Origin of the sequence: Shewanella piezotolerans WP3 (genome assembly GCF_000014885.1) — a bacterium.
Lineage (GTDB): Bacteria > Pseudomonadota > Gammaproteobacteria > Enterobacterales > Shewanellaceae > Shewanella > Shewanella piezotolerans.
In genome coordinates this window covers 1158789-1175016 of the sequence record NC_011566.1, presented here as the reverse complement: position 1 = coordinate 1175016, position 16228 = coordinate 1158789, and the positions used below count along the sequence as shown (strand labels likewise).

At 42.7% G+C, this 16228-nt stretch carries 16 protein-coding genes; 2 read left to right on the top strand and 14 right to left on the bottom strand.

Translation table 11 applies throughout. The features are described 5' to 3' along the window. Positions 1-10: 10 nt before the first annotated feature. The 9 genes from nqrE to SWP_RS05125 form a co-directional block, all read right to left on the bottom strand. Positions 11-619 carry an NADH:ubiquinone reductase (Na(+)-transporting) subunit E gene (nqrE, locus tag SWP_RS05165; protein WP_020911345.1) on the bottom strand — a complete coding sequence of 203 codons (609 nt, stop codon included), beginning with the start codon at positions 617-619 and terminating at the stop codon, positions 11-13. A 5-nt stretch (positions 620-624) separates the two neighbouring features. Next, a complete protein-coding gene (locus SWP_RS05160) occupies positions 625-1257 on the bottom strand; it encodes an NADH:ubiquinone reductase (Na(+)-transporting) subunit D (RefSeq protein ID WP_020911344.1) in 633 nt (210 codons plus the stop codon). Beyond that, positions 1257-2051 carry a Na(+)-translocating NADH-quinone reductase subunit C gene (locus SWP_RS05155; RefSeq protein WP_020911343.1) on the bottom strand — a complete coding sequence of 265 codons (795 nt, stop codon included), beginning with the start codon at positions 2049-2051 and terminating at the stop codon, positions 1257-1259. Before SWP_RS05155 ends, SWP_RS05160 begins: the two co-directional genes overlap by 1 nt. Then, on the bottom strand, positions 2044-3246 hold the full coding sequence (locus SWP_RS05150) for an NADH:ubiquinone reductase (Na(+)-transporting) subunit B (RefSeq protein WP_020911342.1): 1203 nt from the start codon (positions 3244-3246) through the stop codon (positions 2044-2046). The genes SWP_RS05155 and SWP_RS05150 overlap by 8 nt, the downstream gene beginning before the upstream one ends. Beyond that, positions 3246-4580 carry a Na(+)-translocating NADH-quinone reductase subunit A gene (locus SWP_RS05145; RefSeq protein WP_020911341.1) on the bottom strand — a complete coding sequence of 445 codons (1335 nt, stop codon included), beginning with the start codon at positions 4578-4580 and terminating at the stop codon, positions 3246-3248. Before SWP_RS05145 ends, SWP_RS05150 begins: the two co-directional genes overlap by 1 nt. Positions 4581-5227: 647 nt before the next feature. After that, entirely contained in the window at positions 5228-5737 is a 510-nt protein-coding gene (gene luxS / locus SWP_RS05140; protein ID WP_020911340.1) for an S-ribosylhomocysteine lyase, read from the bottom strand. 752 nt (positions 5738-6489) lie between these two features. Continuing rightward, on the bottom strand, positions 6490-6789 hold the full coding sequence (locus SWP_RS05135) for a BolA family protein (RefSeq protein WP_020911338.1): 300 nt from the start codon (positions 6787-6789) through the stop codon (positions 6490-6492). Between the two features lie 159 nt (positions 6790-6948). Next, positions 6949-7452, bottom strand: a complete 504-nt coding sequence (locus tag SWP_RS05130; RefSeq protein ID WP_020911337.1) for an ACT domain-containing protein — start codon at positions 7450-7452, stop codon at positions 6949-6951. A 169-nt stretch (positions 7453-7621) separates the two neighbouring features. After that, complete coding sequence (locus SWP_RS05125; RefSeq protein WP_020911336.1) at positions 7622-8287, bottom strand: alpha-ketoglutarate-dependent dioxygenase AlkB family protein; 666 nt, start codon at positions 8285-8287, stop codon at positions 7622-7624. A 118-nt stretch (positions 8288-8405) separates the two neighbouring features. Between SWP_RS05125 and SWP_RS05120 the strand changes: the two genes are divergently transcribed. Beyond that, the gene (locus tag SWP_RS05120) at positions 8406-9644 is read left to right on the top strand and encodes a methyltransferase (protein ID WP_020911335.1); all 1239 of its coding nucleotides are present in this window, start codon (positions 8406-8408) and stop codon (positions 9642-9644) included. A 66-nt stretch (positions 9645-9710) separates the two neighbouring features. On the opposite strand, the gene SWP_RS05115 is transcribed toward SWP_RS05120, so the two are convergent. From SWP_RS05115 to SWP_RS05095, 5 genes are all read right to left on the bottom strand, one after another. Continuing rightward, entirely contained in the window at positions 9711-10835 is a 1125-nt protein-coding gene (locus SWP_RS05115; RefSeq protein WP_020911334.1) for a hypothetical protein, read from the bottom strand. 97 nt (positions 10836-10932) lie between these two features. Beyond that, positions 10933-12507 (bottom strand): winged helix-turn-helix domain-containing protein, encoded by a 1575-nt coding sequence (locus tag SWP_RS05110; protein WP_020911333.1) that lies wholly within the window; start codon positions 12505-12507, stop codon positions 10933-10935. A 137-nt stretch (positions 12508-12644) separates the two neighbouring features. Beyond that, on the bottom strand, positions 12645-13553 hold the full coding sequence (locus SWP_RS05105; RefSeq protein WP_044556285.1) for a sterol desaturase family protein: 909 nt from the start codon (positions 13551-13553) through the stop codon (positions 12645-12647). Between the two features lie 32 nt (positions 13554-13585). Beyond that, positions 13586-14650 (bottom strand): DUF2804 domain-containing protein, encoded by a 1065-nt coding sequence (locus tag SWP_RS05100; RefSeq protein ID WP_020911331.1) that lies wholly within the window; start codon positions 14648-14650, stop codon positions 13586-13588. Between the two features lie 219 nt (positions 14651-14869). Next, positions 14870-15433, bottom strand: a complete 564-nt coding sequence (locus SWP_RS05095) for a porin family protein (protein WP_020911330.1) — start codon at positions 15431-15433, stop codon at positions 14870-14872. A 224-nt stretch (positions 15434-15657) separates the two neighbouring features. Here SWP_RS05095 and SWP_RS05090 point away from each other — a divergent pair, with 224 nt between their 5' ends. Next, positions 15658-16224, top strand: a complete 567-nt coding sequence (locus SWP_RS05090) for a YajG family lipoprotein (RefSeq protein WP_020911329.1) — start codon at positions 15658-15660, stop codon at positions 16222-16224. Positions 16225-16228 lie beyond the last annotated feature (4 nt).

The following is a 16228-nucleotide window of genomic DNA, read 5'->3' as shown; positions in this document are numbered from 1 at the left end:
TGGTGCCTCTTTACAGAGACACACCTGAGAACGACATGAAACCTAGAGCCATCAAACCCGCGGTGACAAAAGTAATACCTAAGCCGCGAAGCCCATCAGGAACATCAGCATATTTCATCTTCTCACGGATACCAGCAAGCAGCACAAGTGCTAACGCCCAACCGATACCAGAACCGATACCAAACACTAAGCTCTCGCCAAGGTTGTAGTCACGCTCAACCATGAAAGATACTGCACCAAAAATTGCACAGTTTACAGTGATTAGCGGTAGGAAGATCCCCAATGCGTTATATAGCGGTGGGAAATACTTATCCAATGCCATTTCAAGGATTTGAACCAATGCGGCAATAACACCAATGAAGGTGATGAACTTCAAGAAGCTCAAGTCAGCATCTGGCACACCCGCCCAAGCTAGTGCACCTGGAGCAAGAATACCTTGATAGATAATTTGGTTAACAGGCACTGAAATTGCCAGCACCACGATAACAGCAACACCTAGACCCATGGCTGTTTTTACTTTCTTCGATACCGCTAAGAAAGTACACATACCAAGGAAAAAGGACAGCGCCATGTTTTCAATGAAAACAGAACGAATTAGTAGACTAATATAATGTTCCATTATGCTTATCCTTTTGCTTCTACTTGCTCTGGCTTCATCACACGAATAATCCAGATCAATGCACCGATCAGGAAGAACGCACTTGGAGGCAGTAGCAATAGGCCGTTAGGCTGATACCAGCCACCGTCTGAAATCTTGCTTAAGATTTCAATGCCGAACAATGAACCGTTACCAAACAGTTCACGAACGAAGCCAACTGACAATAGGATTGCACCGTAGCCTAAACCATTACCAAGACCATCCATGAAGCTCATCATAGGTGGAGTCTTCATCGCAAAAGCCTCAGCACGGCCCATCACGATACAGTTAGTAATAATCAAACCAACGAATACAGATAGCTGCTTAGCAACATCGTAAGCGTAAGCCTGTAGTACTTGGTCAACCACGATTACCAATGAAGCAATAATCGTCATCTGAACAATAATACGTACGCTACTTGGAATGTGGTTACGGATCAGTGAAATAAATAGATTCGAAAGCGCACATACCGCAGTCAATGCAATCGTCATTACCAACGCTGTTTCCATTTTACTGGTAACAGCCAAGGCACTACATACACCCAAAATTTGCAAAGCAATCGGGTTGTTGCTGACAATAGGTCCAATTAGAACCGATTTAAGTTCTTTAGCATCAGCCATTAGCTAAGCCCTCCATTGCGAGCTTTTTCGATAAAGCGAGCAAAGCCCTCTTCACCTAACCAGAATGTCAGAGAGTTTTGTACACCGTTACCGGTCAGCGTTGCACCAGACAGTGCATCAACACCGTACGGAGAAGCAGCTACAACTGGGTTCTTAGTGACGCTAATCGCCAACTCACCCTTATCGTTATATAGCTTCTTACCATTCCACTTAGCAATCCACTGTGGATTTTGCACTTCGCCGCCCAGACCAGGGGTTTCACCAGAGCCTGTAAAGCTGTAATACACCAAGCTACGAATCGTATTCAGGTCTGGCTCAACCGCTAAGAAAGCAAACATTGTTGACCACAAGCCATAACCTTTAACAGGAATAATCACGGTTTGTAGCTGCTTGTTATCATCACGCACTAAGTAAACGACCGCGTTATTTGCTACACGCTTTACTGATGCAATGTCGTTTTCTGGCACAAATGATGTTGCCGGAGTACGTGCAGCCTTTTCAGTATCAAAAGAGTCAGCATCGCCAGCAACAAACTCACCGGTTTTCAGGTCAACGAGTTTAGCTTCAACATACTTATTGTAAGTTTCTAGTACTTGAGCCTTTTCAACTTTGCCTTCTCTGGTATTAATCAGACCGGCAGCTTCAAGAATGTACTTTTGCTTATCAAGTAATTTGTTCTCTTGCTGAGTTGGTTTCAATAGTACTGCTGCTGTCGAAACGAACATAGAGCAGATGAAACACAAGCCAACAACAACAAATAGTGTTCTTCCGAACGAATCTTTATTACTAGCCACGAGCAATCCTCCGCTTGATATTCGACTGAACCACGAAATGGTCAAATAATGGAGCAAATAGGTTAGCGAACAAGATGGCCAACATCATGCCTTCAGGGAAAGCAGGGTTGATAACACGAATGAATACCGCCATAGCACCGATTAAGATACCGTAAGCCCATTTCGCATTATTAGTGAAAGACGCTGAAACAGGGTCTGTCGCCATAAACATCATACCGAACGCAAAGCCACCTAACACTAGATGCCAATACCACGGCATAGCAAACATAGGGTTAGTGTCACTACCAATAAAGTTCAGTAGGTAAGAAACGGCAATCATACCTGCCATCACACCAGCCACAATGCGCCATGAGGCGATACGGGTATAGATGATAACCGCGCCACCAATCAAGATAGCTAAAGTAGATACTTCACCAACGGAACCAGGAATGAAGCCAAAGAATGCATCCCACCAGTTCTGAGTCAATCCGTACTCTAATGTGCCCTGTGCCGCTTGGCTCAGTGCTGTCGCACCAGAGAAACCATCAGCAACAACCCAAGTCGTATCACCAGACATATTCAGCGGGTAAGCGAAGAATAGGAATGCACGACCTGCTAGCGCTGGGTTTAAGAAGTTACGGCCTGTACCACCAAATATCTCTTTAGCAACAACGACACCGAAGGTAATACCCAGTGCAACCATCCACAAAGGAATTGTTGCCGGTAGTGTTAATGCGAATAGGATAGAGGTAACAAAGAAACCTTCGTTAACTTCATGTCCACGTACAGATGCAAATAGCACTTCCCAAATACCACCGACAGCGAACGTCACCGCATATATGGGTAAGAACCAACAGGCGCCATACCACATTAACGCGGCGATACCTGAGTCTGCAGTTAGTTCAGTACCGAACATACCGAACAGAGCAACCTGCCATGTGTCTGGTGTTGCAAGGCCTTGCAGAATTAACGCGTCTTGTGCTTGTAATCCAACGTTGTACATACCTACGAACATCGCAGGGAATGCACATGCCCAAACCGTAATCATCATACGCTTTAGGTCCAAGTTATCACGAACGTGGGTACGCCCTTTGTTCACGTGACCTGGAGTATAAAAGACAGTATATGCGGCTTCAAAAAGCGCATAAAACTTCTCATATTTACCGCCTTTTTCAAACTGCGGTTCAATATTTTCGAAAAACTGTTTTAAGCCCATTAGCCTTCCCTCACGATCGTATCTAAACAGTCACGTAGATATGACGCATAGTCATATTTACCAGGACATACGAAAGTACACAGTGCCAAATCTTCTTCATCCAACTCCAATGCACCTAATGTTGCAGCGCCATCGTAGTCACCAGAAACAAGGTCACGTAATAGCATCGTTGGGAGAATATCTAGCGGCATCACACGCTCATAGTTACCGATTGGTACCATTGCACGATCTGAACCACCTGTGCTCGTAGTCATACTAAACAGACGAGAAGATGATAGATGTCCTAGGAATGCACGAGTAATTGAGAACTTATCGCTGCCAGGCATAGCCCAACCGAATAGCTCTTTTTCAGTGCCTTCTTCTAATAAGCTAACTTGGTTATGATAACGACCAAGGTAAGCATGAGGGCCGATAGCGTTACGTCCATTCAAAACTGAGCCAGAAATAACACGGATGTTACCTTCGCTAACTTCGTTTTGAGTCAATTCCGCTACAGCTGCGCCGACAACAGTTCGCACTAATCGAGGCTTAACCGCTTTAGGGCCTGCTACAGATACAACACGCTGAGTATTAAGCTCACCGGTGGTAAATAGCTGACCTATCGCAATCACGTCTTGATAGTTGATGTGCCATACAGTTCTGTTAGCAGAAGCTGACAATAGGAAGTGAATATGCGTACCTGGCAAGCCTGCAGGGTGTGCCCCAGCAAACTCTTCAACTTGAGCATTTGCACTAGGGATATCAGCGCCAGGAGCCTTACAAAGGTAAACTTTACCTTCGGTTAACTTTGAAAGTAGCTTTAAGCCATTTTCAAAGTCAGCTTTATGCTCAGCAATCACTACAACAGGATCTGCTGCAAGCGGTTGAGTATCAATCGCGGTGACAAAAATACCAGCGGCGGTAGAATCTACTGCAGGTACTTTACTGAAAGGACGCGTTCGCAGAGCCGTCCACAACCCTGATTCGATCAGGTTGTCACGAACTTGCTGAGTTTCAACTGATTCTATTGCAGTGGCGTCATACTTAGCGAAAGAGATACTGTCATCCCCTTCTACATTGATAACAACAGACTGCAGAACACGTTGAGCGCCCCGGTTAACTTCGGAAATTGTGCCACTGGCTAAAGCAGTATATTTTACGCCCAAATTCTTTTTATCTTCAAAAAGAACCTGACCTTTTTTAACTTTATCCCCTACCTTTATTTTCATGGTAGGACGTAAGCCAATATACTCTTCACCCAAAGTAGCTACGTGGTTGATGGCCGGGCCATCATGGATAACTTGCTCTGGCCCACCGACTAGGGGTAGGTCCAATCCTTTCTTTATTGTAATCATATCCACAAGCACTACGTTATGAAGGAAAGACAATGCGCCGCGTTCCTGCTAAACACACAAGTTTTAAACAAACCTTTTTTTCGTGTTGAGCTAGCGCAGATTTATCGCCGAAATGCGATCGCAATCACGCTGGTCGCGCGCATTTTACCCCAAATATCACAAGGTCGCCATGAAAAATGTGGGTGTTTTAAAAGGTTACCGACGTTTTAATAACAAACAGCTCGAATTGATTAAGTTTTTAAGTTTCAATTAACCTAGCATAATCTAACAATAGCTATATTTATAAGTGAGTTAGAGATAGGTGAGCTATTATTACCAATGTGACATTAGAATTAAATTAATAAGAGTCAGCTTGAATTCGAGTGTTGAATATTTGAACAGCACATATTGAGGAACTTCGTCAATATGACTAAAGAATCAGGCAATTGCAGTACGGAATAAAGCCTTCTAACTCTGTTATTTGATTTTAATGCTAGCTAAGTTGCTTAAATATATCGTAAATATTTTACTTAAATGCAAGTAACTAAGCTTTTACACTAATTAAGATATGAGTGACGTAAAACATAACCTCAGTTAGAAAGGCTGCTATAGGTTGAAAATAAAAAAGCGACGTTAGCCGCTTTTTTGACTGATGCTAAACTGAACCACTAAAGGCCGTTTAAGATCTCATCACTTAATGTCAGCTCATCGTTACGGTTCACATTTATACCTGCAGATATGATGCTACGTGCAATCTCTTTAGCTTGTTCAAGCGAATGCATCTCATAAGTACCGCACTGGTATTCGTTCAGCTCTGGAATTTCTGATTGTTCAACCACAGCTAACACATCTTGCATTGCTGCCAACCAAGCATCCGCCACAATAGACTCTGAAGGCGCACCAATTAAGCTCATATAAAAGCCTGTACGGCAGCCCATTGGCGAAATATCAATAATCTCTACATTGTCACCATTAAGGTGGTCACGCATGAATCCAGCAAAAAGGTGCTCAAGCGTGTGAATACCTCTTTCGCTTAATATCTGTTTATTGGGTACGCAAAAACGCAGATCAAACACGGTTATTGTGTCGCCTTTAGGGGTAGACATGGATTTGGCAACTCGAACAGCAGGTGCGTTCATTCGAGTATGATCCACGGTAAAACTATCTAATAACGGCATAATGAGTCTCCAATTGCGCTTTCTAATTGAGCATGAGGTAGGTTACAGCCTAAAGCGACTGTAAGTCGTTTTTATTATAATCAATGATATTTACTCAGCCCCGCCCTGTAGTCAACATCAGCGTCATAAACTTTTTTCAATGACTTATCAGCTATATTTATAAGCAAATAAATCACACAAAAATATATTTTCCAGAAACATCGCGAACTAACAGCTTAAAAGTAGGATACACAGCAGTATATGAATTGCAGCTGGTGTTTAAAACAGCTTTAAAATAACGCATTGATTCACTATATACCTATCCCACTTGAAAATGCTCGTTTCAGAGCTGTTGTGCTAGTTCAATTCTAGGCGCGTTAACGTGGAAATGGTTATTCCCTTTTAAGTTGCCGCAACAACGAAGTGGGCTTGAACAACCCCTTCCTCGATGGGCGTTTCTTATATAAAAAGCATGGGCTTTACTCTGTGTAACTGATTTTACTAAGGGAGCAACCATTTAGCTGCAATCAATGGCTCGCCTACATGGCCTAGTATGTTCCTGACATGCTAAAGGCATTCCCTCCATCCCTGGAGGTCAGATGTAGGTGCTTAGGTTCAGCATGGAGCAATGAACCTGTGACTAAAGCCCATTAAACGCCCACTGAATCCTGCATTTTCAGGTCGGATGGGTATAAGTAAGCTATGGCTCACTGGGGCTTAAACCAAAAAATCACAGCAGTGCTGTGATTTTTGTGCTCTTTCGCTAACGAGCTCTAGCCTTTACATTTTGGCGACGCAGGTACAGCAGACTCGAGTGCCCATTCTTCAGGGGTAAAGGTATGCATAGACAAAGCATGTAATCCTTGAGCAAACTCTTCAGCTAGCGCTTCGTTAACTGCACGGTGGCGACCTATAAGGCGCTTACCTTCGAATTGGCTGCTGCTAATAATCACTTTAAAGTGAGTTTCTGAGTTCGGCGGTACATGATGGTTATGACTTTCATTGATCACTTCTAAATGTGATGGTGAAAGTGCGGCGGTGAGTTTTTCGGTAATGATCTTTTCAACTGACATAACGATGTTCTCAAATGGAATAAATCCGATTGCGGCAGGTTACTGCCATGAGCTAAAAAGATCAACCGTCCGCAAAATTACTGCGACTGGCCGCCACTTAAATAAATGTCATCAGCAGATATAAAGTGGCCAGCAAGCCAAGCGATGGCAAACGATATATTAGATAACGCTCGCTCTTAAGCCTTCAGACACGCCTTCCAATAACTCCAATACACTGGCATTGCTGACCTCGATAGGTAGCAAAACGGTCAACTTAGAGGTAAACATTGTTTCGCCAATCATTGATACATGGACACGGTTAAACTCCATATGTTCGATAGCCAAATCTAAATTAACTAACACATCGACAATATCTCGAGTCAGCCCTGGACGGTCCTTGCAATCAACATTAAAGTTAACCGCCCTTAAATTATGTAGCTCAACACAGGCTGATGCCTCGAACATCAAATTAAGTTTAGGAAACTGGCTTTTAAGCATTGCCTTTAACTGCTCCGCCTTTTCCTCTTCAATCGCTATCTTTAACAATGCAGCAAAATGATGGTCAACTTTAATCACTTTACTGGTTATCCATTCACCACCAGACTCTCGAGTCAACTGTGCAAGTGCTTTAATCACCCCTGGTGTCACTTCGCCCAGCACCGTTGCTATGAACATTTTTTTCATTGAAAACTCCTAACTGTCGCTAAAGCTGAATGGAAAATTGTTGGCCAGTATATTGCTGAAAACATTCACGATGACTACCAATCCTCCTGCGGCTAAATTCAGCATAGAGTAAATATTTACCGTAAAGTGCGAACTGGATAGCAAAAAATGTATAAATTGACAGCAAATTTCAAGCCTGATGAAAATCCACTATCAACTTTCTAAAAGTATAGTTAATTCTCGTTTGTTTCACTCGCATTCGCTTAGGCAGCGCATGCTCCCAATGTTGTTGCATCGGCCAATGCATGATCAATAGATCGCCACTATTCAATGTTAAGACGGTTTTTTCTTTGGTCAGTTTATTGCGAATAAAAAAGTCTCGACTTGCACCCAATGTTACCGAAGCAATATCACTACCTGACTCTATCTCTTTTTCGTCATCGCTGTGCCAGCCCATCGATTCAGTACCGTCTCGATAGCAATTAACTAATACACCGTTACTCATCAATGAATAATCTCGTATCAGTTTGAGCCTTAGTTTTTCAGCATATCTAGGCCAAGGCAAAGCCTCAATAAACAAACCCGAATAGAAATAATCACATCCTTTATCGGCAAACCAAACTTGGCTGCGTGGTATTGGATGGCTTTTGCCATATACTGTTAATTCTGGGCGTGTCATTGGGTAGCTCTTTGCTTCAATTAACAAAGCCTGCTGCTGAGCTTGATTGAGGTATCCCCGTATTAAAGTGTACGGCGCAGCACTTTTGTCATCATACAACGCCTTTACAGTTTGATTATCAGCTGCAGTGGGCAGCAAGGGCTCTTGCTCATCGAAACCAAAGCCTGCTTGTTTCATGGTCCCTCCTCTCAAATCTGAATAAAATGGGTATAGATATAAGCTTACGTCTAACATATACCTAAGATCATAAATCTGCGATAATACGCGCCCTCATTTATTTGGTACTTATTGGCTTATGACAACACAACTTTCAGTAGCGGGCATCGAGCTCGAACTCTTCCGTTACCCTAGCAGACAAGAGTCAAACCTGCAGGCCTGGGACGCTGCCGATGAGCACCTAATAAAACACTTAGTCGATAATGAGCAAAAAGCCGTTAACACCGCAATTGTAAACGATAGCTTTGGCGCACTAACCGCAGGCTTGTTATCAATCGATTCGGGCTGGCCGCTTACGCTTGAGACAGATGCAAAAACCAGTTTGTTGGGCACAACTCAAAACTTAGCCCGTAACCAGTTAAATGACGCTAGCCTTACCTGGGTTAATAGCCGTGATGAATTGCCACAAGGTATCGAGCTGGTATTGATGAAACTGCCTAAAAACCTCAATTACTTTAGCCACCAACTAAAGAGGTTATCGCAAGTTTTACCTGCAGGTACACAAGTGTTGATTGGCGCTAAAGCTAAATCAATAAATAAATCATTGCTAGAAACCATCGCCCGCAGCCTTGGTGAAGCCAGCGCAAGCTTAACTTGGAAGAAAACCCGGGTAATTACCTGTATCGCCGATGGTAAAGCGCGCGCTTTACCCATGACCACCAATTGGTCGGTTCCAGAGTGTAAACTGCAGATAAGTAACCTAAGCAACGTTTTTGCAGCCAGTAAGCTCGACATTGGCGCTCGCATCATGCTGGATAATATGCCTAAAGGTGATTTTAAATCGATAGTCGATTTAGGCTGTGGTAATGGAATTTTAGGTCTGCATGCCAAACAGTGCTTTCCAGAAGCTTATATCCACTTTATTGATGATTCTGAAATGTCGGTGGCGTCGGCAAGAGACAATTGGGCGCTGAACAAGCTCGATAACCCGGCACTGGTTGGTGAGCAAGCGACCTTTGCGTGGGATGATTGTTTAACTCATATGAGCGAAGGCTTCCGCCCGGACCTCATATTGTGCAACCCTCCCTTTCACCAAGGTGAGGCGATTACCGACCATATTGCCTGGCAGATGTTCCTTGATGCATTTAGGCGCTTAAAGAATGGCGGGATTTTACATGTTGTAGGCAATCGTCATTTAGCCTACCACGTTAAGCTACAACGTATTTTCAAAAACTGTACCACGGTAGCCTCAAACGGAAAGTTTGTTATATTACAGGCGCAGAAAATCAGTAAGAAAGCGCAAGAGCCTGAAATAGAAGACAATCACTTAGAGTCACCACATCCACAAAGTGCGTTGTACGGTAAGCCTAATAGCTAAGTTTATAGCGAGTTATCGAAAGCGGTGAGCCATTCGCTCACCGTTTTCACTTGCTAGAAAGTCATTTTATTCTACCTGTACTAATACCCTATCGACTAACTGCAATGCTGTTGTCATTCCCGATAAATCACTATGAACCAAACCATTCTTTCCAGAGTGATGCCCACGGCCAACGAGTGCCATTTGTGACAATACAGCAGGCTTGTCAAAGTCAATTTCAGTTTCATAGATCACAGACGGCTGCGCTGAAAATCCTTCGCCAGAATATACCGCGTCATTGGGAAAACGATCACTACTGTAGTAGTGGTTGAAATCGAATGACTGGTTCATCTCTAACTTAAGCTTATAACGGCCAGTTAGAGTCTCATCGACGCCCACTCGATAGACGAAATTATCCATCATTGTTGCCCCCGTATAGGCGTCAGCAATAAGCTTACCTTCAAACGGTTGATTTTCTTTCTCACCAATGACCATCATTTTATGTAGGAAAACGGGCAAAGATTCGACCCGAAATCGTGTCTTACGAGTTTCAGGCTCAACCACCAGCTCGAATGCTTGCTCTATGGTAAACCCCTCCCTGTCAAAGGGGTTTTCAGTGAAAACATACTCTTTATCCCGCTGAGAAACTCTGTTTTCAAAGTTGTTAGTCGCCAATTTTTCAGTCACATATATTGGTTGAACAAAATCCCCTTCAAGAGTTTCTAGCCATATAGCATACTGCGGCCATTGAAATGCTCTTCCAGCTTTAAACTCAACCGTCAGCTGGTTAACAGAAGGTGCGTCTAACGTTTTGTCCAATACAATATAACGTAGCTCATGTTTACTCCCTGCCAAGTCACTGGCTCTCATCGTCATGCCCCACTGGTAAAACTGCTTAATAGGCTGCACACCAAACCAAGACATGGCTGTGAGCAATGCGATAAAACCAACAGCAATTGGCAGTGTCATTTTATAGCGAGATTTGTTTCCCCAAAAGCGTAACCTTAAATAGCCTTTAAGTGGGGTAAAGTTATTTTTAAGGTGCCAACAAGCGGCAAGCAGGAGACAAAATCCGATAACTGTGTGTAATGTTGCAACGGCCACATTGTGGCTATAAACAAACATTAAAATCGAGGTAACAAGCATCACTGAAATACTTGCAAGCACAGTAAGACTAACCAGTGCGCGAATATTGAACCATCGTTGTAACATAAGCCATTATGGGTGAGGAAATGATAGTTATCACTTTCTATAATCTCAAATGGTGACGCCACAAAAACTTTCTAAAATTTTATAAAATCATTATTTATTAGTTAATTAACGATTGCCAAATAATAATAGGCAGCGCATGTTGTTCAATGCTCTTCTTTGCAGCTTCCAAATAAAAGTCCGACTCCGTCGCCCTACCTTGCTGTAAATAAAAAGCGGCTAACGCCAATTTGACATTGCTTATGCCCATAGGACAATAGATCATTTGATGGAACGACAATGCCTGTAAAAGCGATGCTTCAGCATCAATAAACTGCCTCCCTTCAATATAGAGTTCTCCTTCTAACTGGTGAGCGTACCCAAGATAAAGTAGATCGTGATGTTCAACACTATGGGCTATTGAATCTGTTAGCGCTTGCTTACTCGCCGCTTTATCATTGCCAGCATAGCTCATGGCAAGCCAGTAGTAGAAGCGACCAATCGCTGGAGAGTTATTTGCTTTAAAGTTGTTGTCACTGCGGATAACCTTTCCTTCTATGGCATTAAGCAACAGCTCTCGCCCTAGCAACAACCTGCTATCTTGAATATACCACTGGGCTAGCAACAAGCGAACACTGCTATTATTAGGTTCTATCGCTAACGTACTTACTAACATCTTCCGAGCCTTTTCACTCTCTCCAGCTTTTCGACTATTCACAGCTTGGTAAATAAGCTCATTTTTCAATTCAGTTTCAAATTGCTCTCGAAGACTCGCAGCACCTGATCCAATATATTGATTAATCACACGTGCGAGTTGCAGTAAACTATTGTCGACGCTGTTGCTAAAAAGCACACCTGCAACGCTTGAATCAACGAAATGCAGCCTGTAGCTAAGCTGGTAATCCCTAACCGTACCGTGTAGTTCTGTTTCTACAACTAAATTCGCCCCAGTTTGAGCAAAAACCTTATCTATTTCACTTCCTTGATAACTGCTATTTCGCGACAGTTTTCTTACCAGAGGCAACACATACTCAGTGCTCATTACCTTGCCACGGTTATTTAATTTACCAATTAACTGATCCATCGCTCCCAATGGAACCCATTGATGATCTTGCCCAATAACATGATTACTGACTGGCAATATGACGATGGTTCCAGCAGTCAGATCTATAACACTGGTTTTGTTCAGGCTCATCACTAGCGTAAGCCCTACAGCAATGATTATAAGTAGTGCAAAAACTAGCTTGGCGGTGGTTTTTTTGAAGAGTTCTGCGAGTGCTATTTTTGACTTTTCAGGCTCAATTGATCCGGTCTGCGTCGCGGCTTTAACGTTATAGCCAACAGACGATACCTTTTCTAGACAATGCTCCCCCATTACTTGCTCATGGTCATTTGCAGTTGTTAGCGGCGCAATCCACGCATAGCCTTTTCTGGGAAAGGTTTGGATGACTTTTATTGGAGAGAATAAGCGCCGTATTTCGCTAATAGTTTGAAATAATACCTGCTCATCACATTCGATATCGTCCCAGACAGTGCTAAGCAATGAACTTTTTGTGCATATCTCATCAGTGGATTCAATCAAACTTAGCATTAGCGTTAAAGTTTTAGGTCTAACTTCAACAATGCGATCGTCAAAATAGATTGCTCTTTGACGACAACAAATTTTAAAACCATCACCGAAAAATACTTGCTGCAAGCCCTGTCCTTGATAATAAACATTCCATAATACGTTGAATATTATCTTAAAAAAGACGAAGGAAACAGCAAAACACTTAGAACAATCAATTACACCTTATTGATTAGATTATGAGTTAAGTTACCATTTTGAAAGCGCTATAAATCCTTAACGGCTTCAGGCGTTTGAGTAATCTCGCTATCGTCACTGACTTGATGCTCTGAACTTGGCGGCGCAAACAAGGATTGCCAGCGCTGCTTAATCGAACGATTAGGCGCAAAAAGCTCTCTAAACATATCGCGCCATTCAGTAAAGGTCACCACTAATGGATTAAAGCTATTGATAGGTTTGGTTATACCGTATTCAACCGTTTCGACTTCCTTTTCAAATGTACCAAACATGCGATCCCAAATAATAAGAATGCCAGCGTAGTTTTTGTCGATATATTGCGGATTACGACCATGGTGAACCCGGTGGTGAGAAGGCGTATTAATCACCCACTCTAAGATCCCTAAAGATTTTATCGCCTGAGTATGAACAAAGAACTGCAAACCTAAATTAAGCAGTACCACGAACACCACCCAGTTAGGATCAAAACCTACGACCACCAGTGGCAACCAAAAAATCCACATCCCCGCCAGTGGGTACATTAAACTTTGCCTGAATGCAGTGCTGAAATTCATGTTCTCTGAGCTGTGATGCGCCACATGCGCCGCCCACATCCAACGAATACGGTGACTTGCCCGATGGAACCAATAGTAACAAAAGTCTTGTGCAACCATCAGCGCTACAAACGTACCAGCATTCATCTCAATATCAAATAAACGCCAACCAAAAAACAGCAGATACAACTTAGCAATAAGTAGTCCTGTAAGAATATCTGTTAATTGGTGCATCGCCGCTAAACCAAAATTACACAATACTTCAGGCAAGTGATAACGCGCATTAAGTGGCAGCCTATTTCGCCTATCTCCTATATACCACTCCAGTAAAATACAGACGAAAAAGATTGGCGCGAGTACCAAAAGCAGTACTTCGGGGTGTGAGATCAGTGAATTAAAATCCATCTTGTTATCCATTTCCTATAAATCCTTTTTCATTACCAACGAGCAAAGTGATCTTCAGTTAAGCCCAATACATTATCTAACTGATGCTTATGACCTAAATTATCGATGATATGGCCGCTGTAATGACCTAGGTACTGTCTAAAGTTACTCTTTATCAACCAAAGGTTCAGTTTTTCCTGGCGGCAGTTAAGCGGTGTAAAGCTGAGTTCAACTTGGCCATTGTCGGAATAGATCCGCCACCCCCCTGCTTGCTGATCTTTTGTTCTTTGGCGAGTGAAATCAAAGTGAACCGCTCCCAGTAAATGCCGCTCACCATCAATCCAAAATGCATTTTCATTGCAGCCAGTCTCATTGACTCCTGCCGCTAGGTTCAATCCAATACTGCCAGTATCAGTTAGCGCATTAATACTTGCCCAACGCCAGCTAGTTTCTCGGCGCATGAAACCCGCACTGAAATCATAGCCTGCAGTAACTCTTTGCAATGGTTGTGGCTCGTGGCTAATCACCAACTTACCTTGTACAGTTAATGCATTATGTTTTTGAGTGTAAGTCCAACCGCTGTACCCAGTTGGATTACACATTGCCATGGGCAAACTCAATGGCTCAGGTTGTAGAGTCAGATCCGCTTCTATGCCAAGGGAATTGAGCTTTACTCGCCACAATCCCTGCTCAATATCAAACCGAATCTCACCTTTTGCGCCTTTGATGCTGGCATTGCCTTGCATTGGAGATTCGGACATTTGATATCCCATACCCAACGGTTTAAGCCAGCCAGCTTCAATCAAGCTATTTTGCTTAACGTCATACAGATAACAAAATGCACTTCCAACGTAACGGATATCTGCAAGCGCAACGCCGATAATGTAATGGGGAGTGACAATACTGACAAACTGGAACTGTTTATAATCGAATCGATTTGCCCACTTCGAAGCAGGTTTATCCATTTCATCAAAGTAGCGAAACTTATGAACGCCAAGTTCATTAACCGGACCATCAAAGTGCCCATATACTGGCAAGCCAGTATCATCTATAAGAGATTGCGGCGCCGCCAAGCTAGTCAATATTTTAGGTGTCCATGGTACGCTATTTGAAGACATTAATAGACCATCCCTCTGTATACATTTGACCTTTTACTCTAACTGGAACTGACGTAGGTTAAAAGCGATTAGCGTATTTTTTGTTATCAAACTGTAAAACACCGCCAGTTGACGATAAAGAAGGATGCCGAAAAGTCAGTGTAAGATAAAAGGGGTTTTAGAGAAGGTAATGATGTGACGCCTTTAGTAAAGGCGTCATTTTTTGCTCAATTAAGCTTGCTAAAATTGATAGCTTATACCGAAGTTTAAGTTCTGCGCGGTTAGCTGCTGAACAGGGATATATTGATATTCAATGTTCATACCAAAGCCGGAGTGAAACCGAACCTCCCAACCGACTGCAGTGTACAGATCTTGGTCGCTTTCACTTTCATTAGTGAATTCGCCACTAGAAAATGGACGACCTTGCTCATAGCTAAGTTCATTCGCACTCACACCTAACTTGGCATATAAGCGGTTTCTTTCTGACAACATATATTGACCATATAGAGTGGCTCTAAAACCTGAATACTCGACATTCTTAATACCAGTAAAGATACTTGTAAATGCAGAGGCTATTCCAGCATCCCCTGCAAAGTAGCCCGCTTCAACACCAAAGTTATCGTGCCACATATAGCGATAGTAGAGGTCATAAACAAAGTTATCACCATCGCCTGAGTCATCATCCGCTAACCCATCAAAATCATTAAAACCATAGCCCACACTACCACCAACAACATGTTCGCCTTGAGCAGCCATAGCACCACAACTCAATAACCCCGCGACAACGAATGTTAAAATACGCATATTGATTCCCTTAATACACTTTAAGATACGTAGTTAAATCTACTAATCTATTAATAAACAAACAGTTTACTTACACTGCAATTGCATCATATATCGATATTTACAACAGAATCCACCAAAAAATCAGCCTAAAGCGCTAACGCATCAAAAGTTATCTCAACTGTGGAATTCAGATCCTGTTCTGGTATGCTGATGCCATCTAACTTTTGACAAAAACAGTGAAAATGAAACCTCTTATTTTAGTGATAGCCGCAGCATTTACCGTTATCGGTTGCGCCAGTCAGGCACCAACTCATATTGCATTAAACCCTGAAGTTCCAAATATTATCCAGCAAACAGATATTGAACTGCCCATCGCTGTAGATACCATTGATACTCGTTCAGCCAATTTTATTGTTAGATTTAACGATGGTGATAAAGCCGCTCGCCTTGTGAGCCCGAGTGAAGCCCCCCGAGTACAGATAGATCAAGTGTTTAGGGATGGATTTTCACAAGCAGGTTACCGCGTCGATCCTAGTTCAGTTAAACACCTGCAGATCCAGCTAGAACAGTTACTCACCGACGTTGATGAAGGCACCTTTGGCTTTGAGGCTAATAGCCAAATCGTTATCAATGTTATTGCACAAAACAGTAATCAATCTTTGACCAAACGATACCGCGCTAAAGGCTTGTTGAAAGGACCGTTCAGCGCCGATTTTGCCACTCTAGAGCTGGAAATGAACAAGTTACTCGGTGAGTTAACCCACGATATTATTAACGACCCAGAACTAAATCAGTTCATTCAGCAATAAATAC

Excerpts from the sequence above, each read along its gene's own strand:
- nqrE (WP_020911345.1), bottom strand. The coding sequence starts at position 619 with ATGGAACATTATATTAGTCTACTAATTCGTTCTGTTTTCATTGAAAAC.
- SWP_RS05160 (WP_020911344.1), bottom strand. The coding sequence starts at position 1,257 with ATGGCTGATGCTAAAGAACTTAAATCGGTTCTAATTGGACCTATTGTC.
- SWP_RS05150 (WP_020911342.1), bottom strand. The coding sequence starts at position 3,246 with ATGGGCTTAAAACAGTTTTTCGAAAATATTGAACCGCAGTTTGAAAAA.
- SWP_RS05145 (WP_020911341.1), bottom strand. The coding sequence starts at position 4,580 with ATGATTACAATAAAGAAAGGATTGGACCTACCCCTAGTCGGTGGGCCA.
- luxS (WP_020911340.1), bottom strand. The coding sequence starts at position 5,737 with ATGCCGTTATTAGATAGTTTTACCGTGGATCATACTCGAATGAACGCA.
- SWP_RS05135 (WP_020911338.1), bottom strand. The coding sequence starts at position 6,789 with ATGTCAGTTGAAAAGATCATTACCGAAAAACTCACCGCCGCACTTTCA.
- SWP_RS05130 (WP_020911337.1), bottom strand. The coding sequence starts at position 7,452 with ATGAAAAAAATGTTCATAGCAACGGTGCTGGGCGAAGTGACACCAGGG.
- SWP_RS05125 (WP_020911336.1), bottom strand. The coding sequence starts at position 8,287 with ATGAAACAAGCAGGCTTTGGTTTCGATGAGCAAGAGCCCTTGCTGCCC.
- SWP_RS05120 (WP_020911335.1), top strand. The coding sequence starts at position 8,406 with ATGACAACACAACTTTCAGTAGCGGGCATCGAGCTCGAACTCTTCCGT.
- SWP_RS05115 (WP_020911334.1), bottom strand. The coding sequence starts at position 10,835 with ATGTTACAACGATGGTTCAATATTCGCGCACTGGTTAGTCTTACTGTG.
- SWP_RS05105 (WP_044556285.1), bottom strand. The coding sequence starts at position 13,553 with ATGGATTTTAATTCACTGATCTCACACCCCGAAGTACTGCTTTTGGTA.
- SWP_RS05100 (WP_020911331.1), bottom strand. The coding sequence starts at position 14,650 with ATGTCTTCAAATAGCGTACCATGGACACCTAAAATATTGACTAGCTTG.
- SWP_RS05095 (WP_020911330.1), bottom strand. The coding sequence starts at position 15,433 with ATGCGTATTTTAACATTCGTTGTCGCGGGGTTATTGAGTTGTGGTGCT.
- SWP_RS05090 (WP_020911329.1), top strand. The coding sequence starts at position 15,658 with ATGAAACCTCTTATTTTAGTGATAGCCGCAGCATTTACCGTTATCGGT.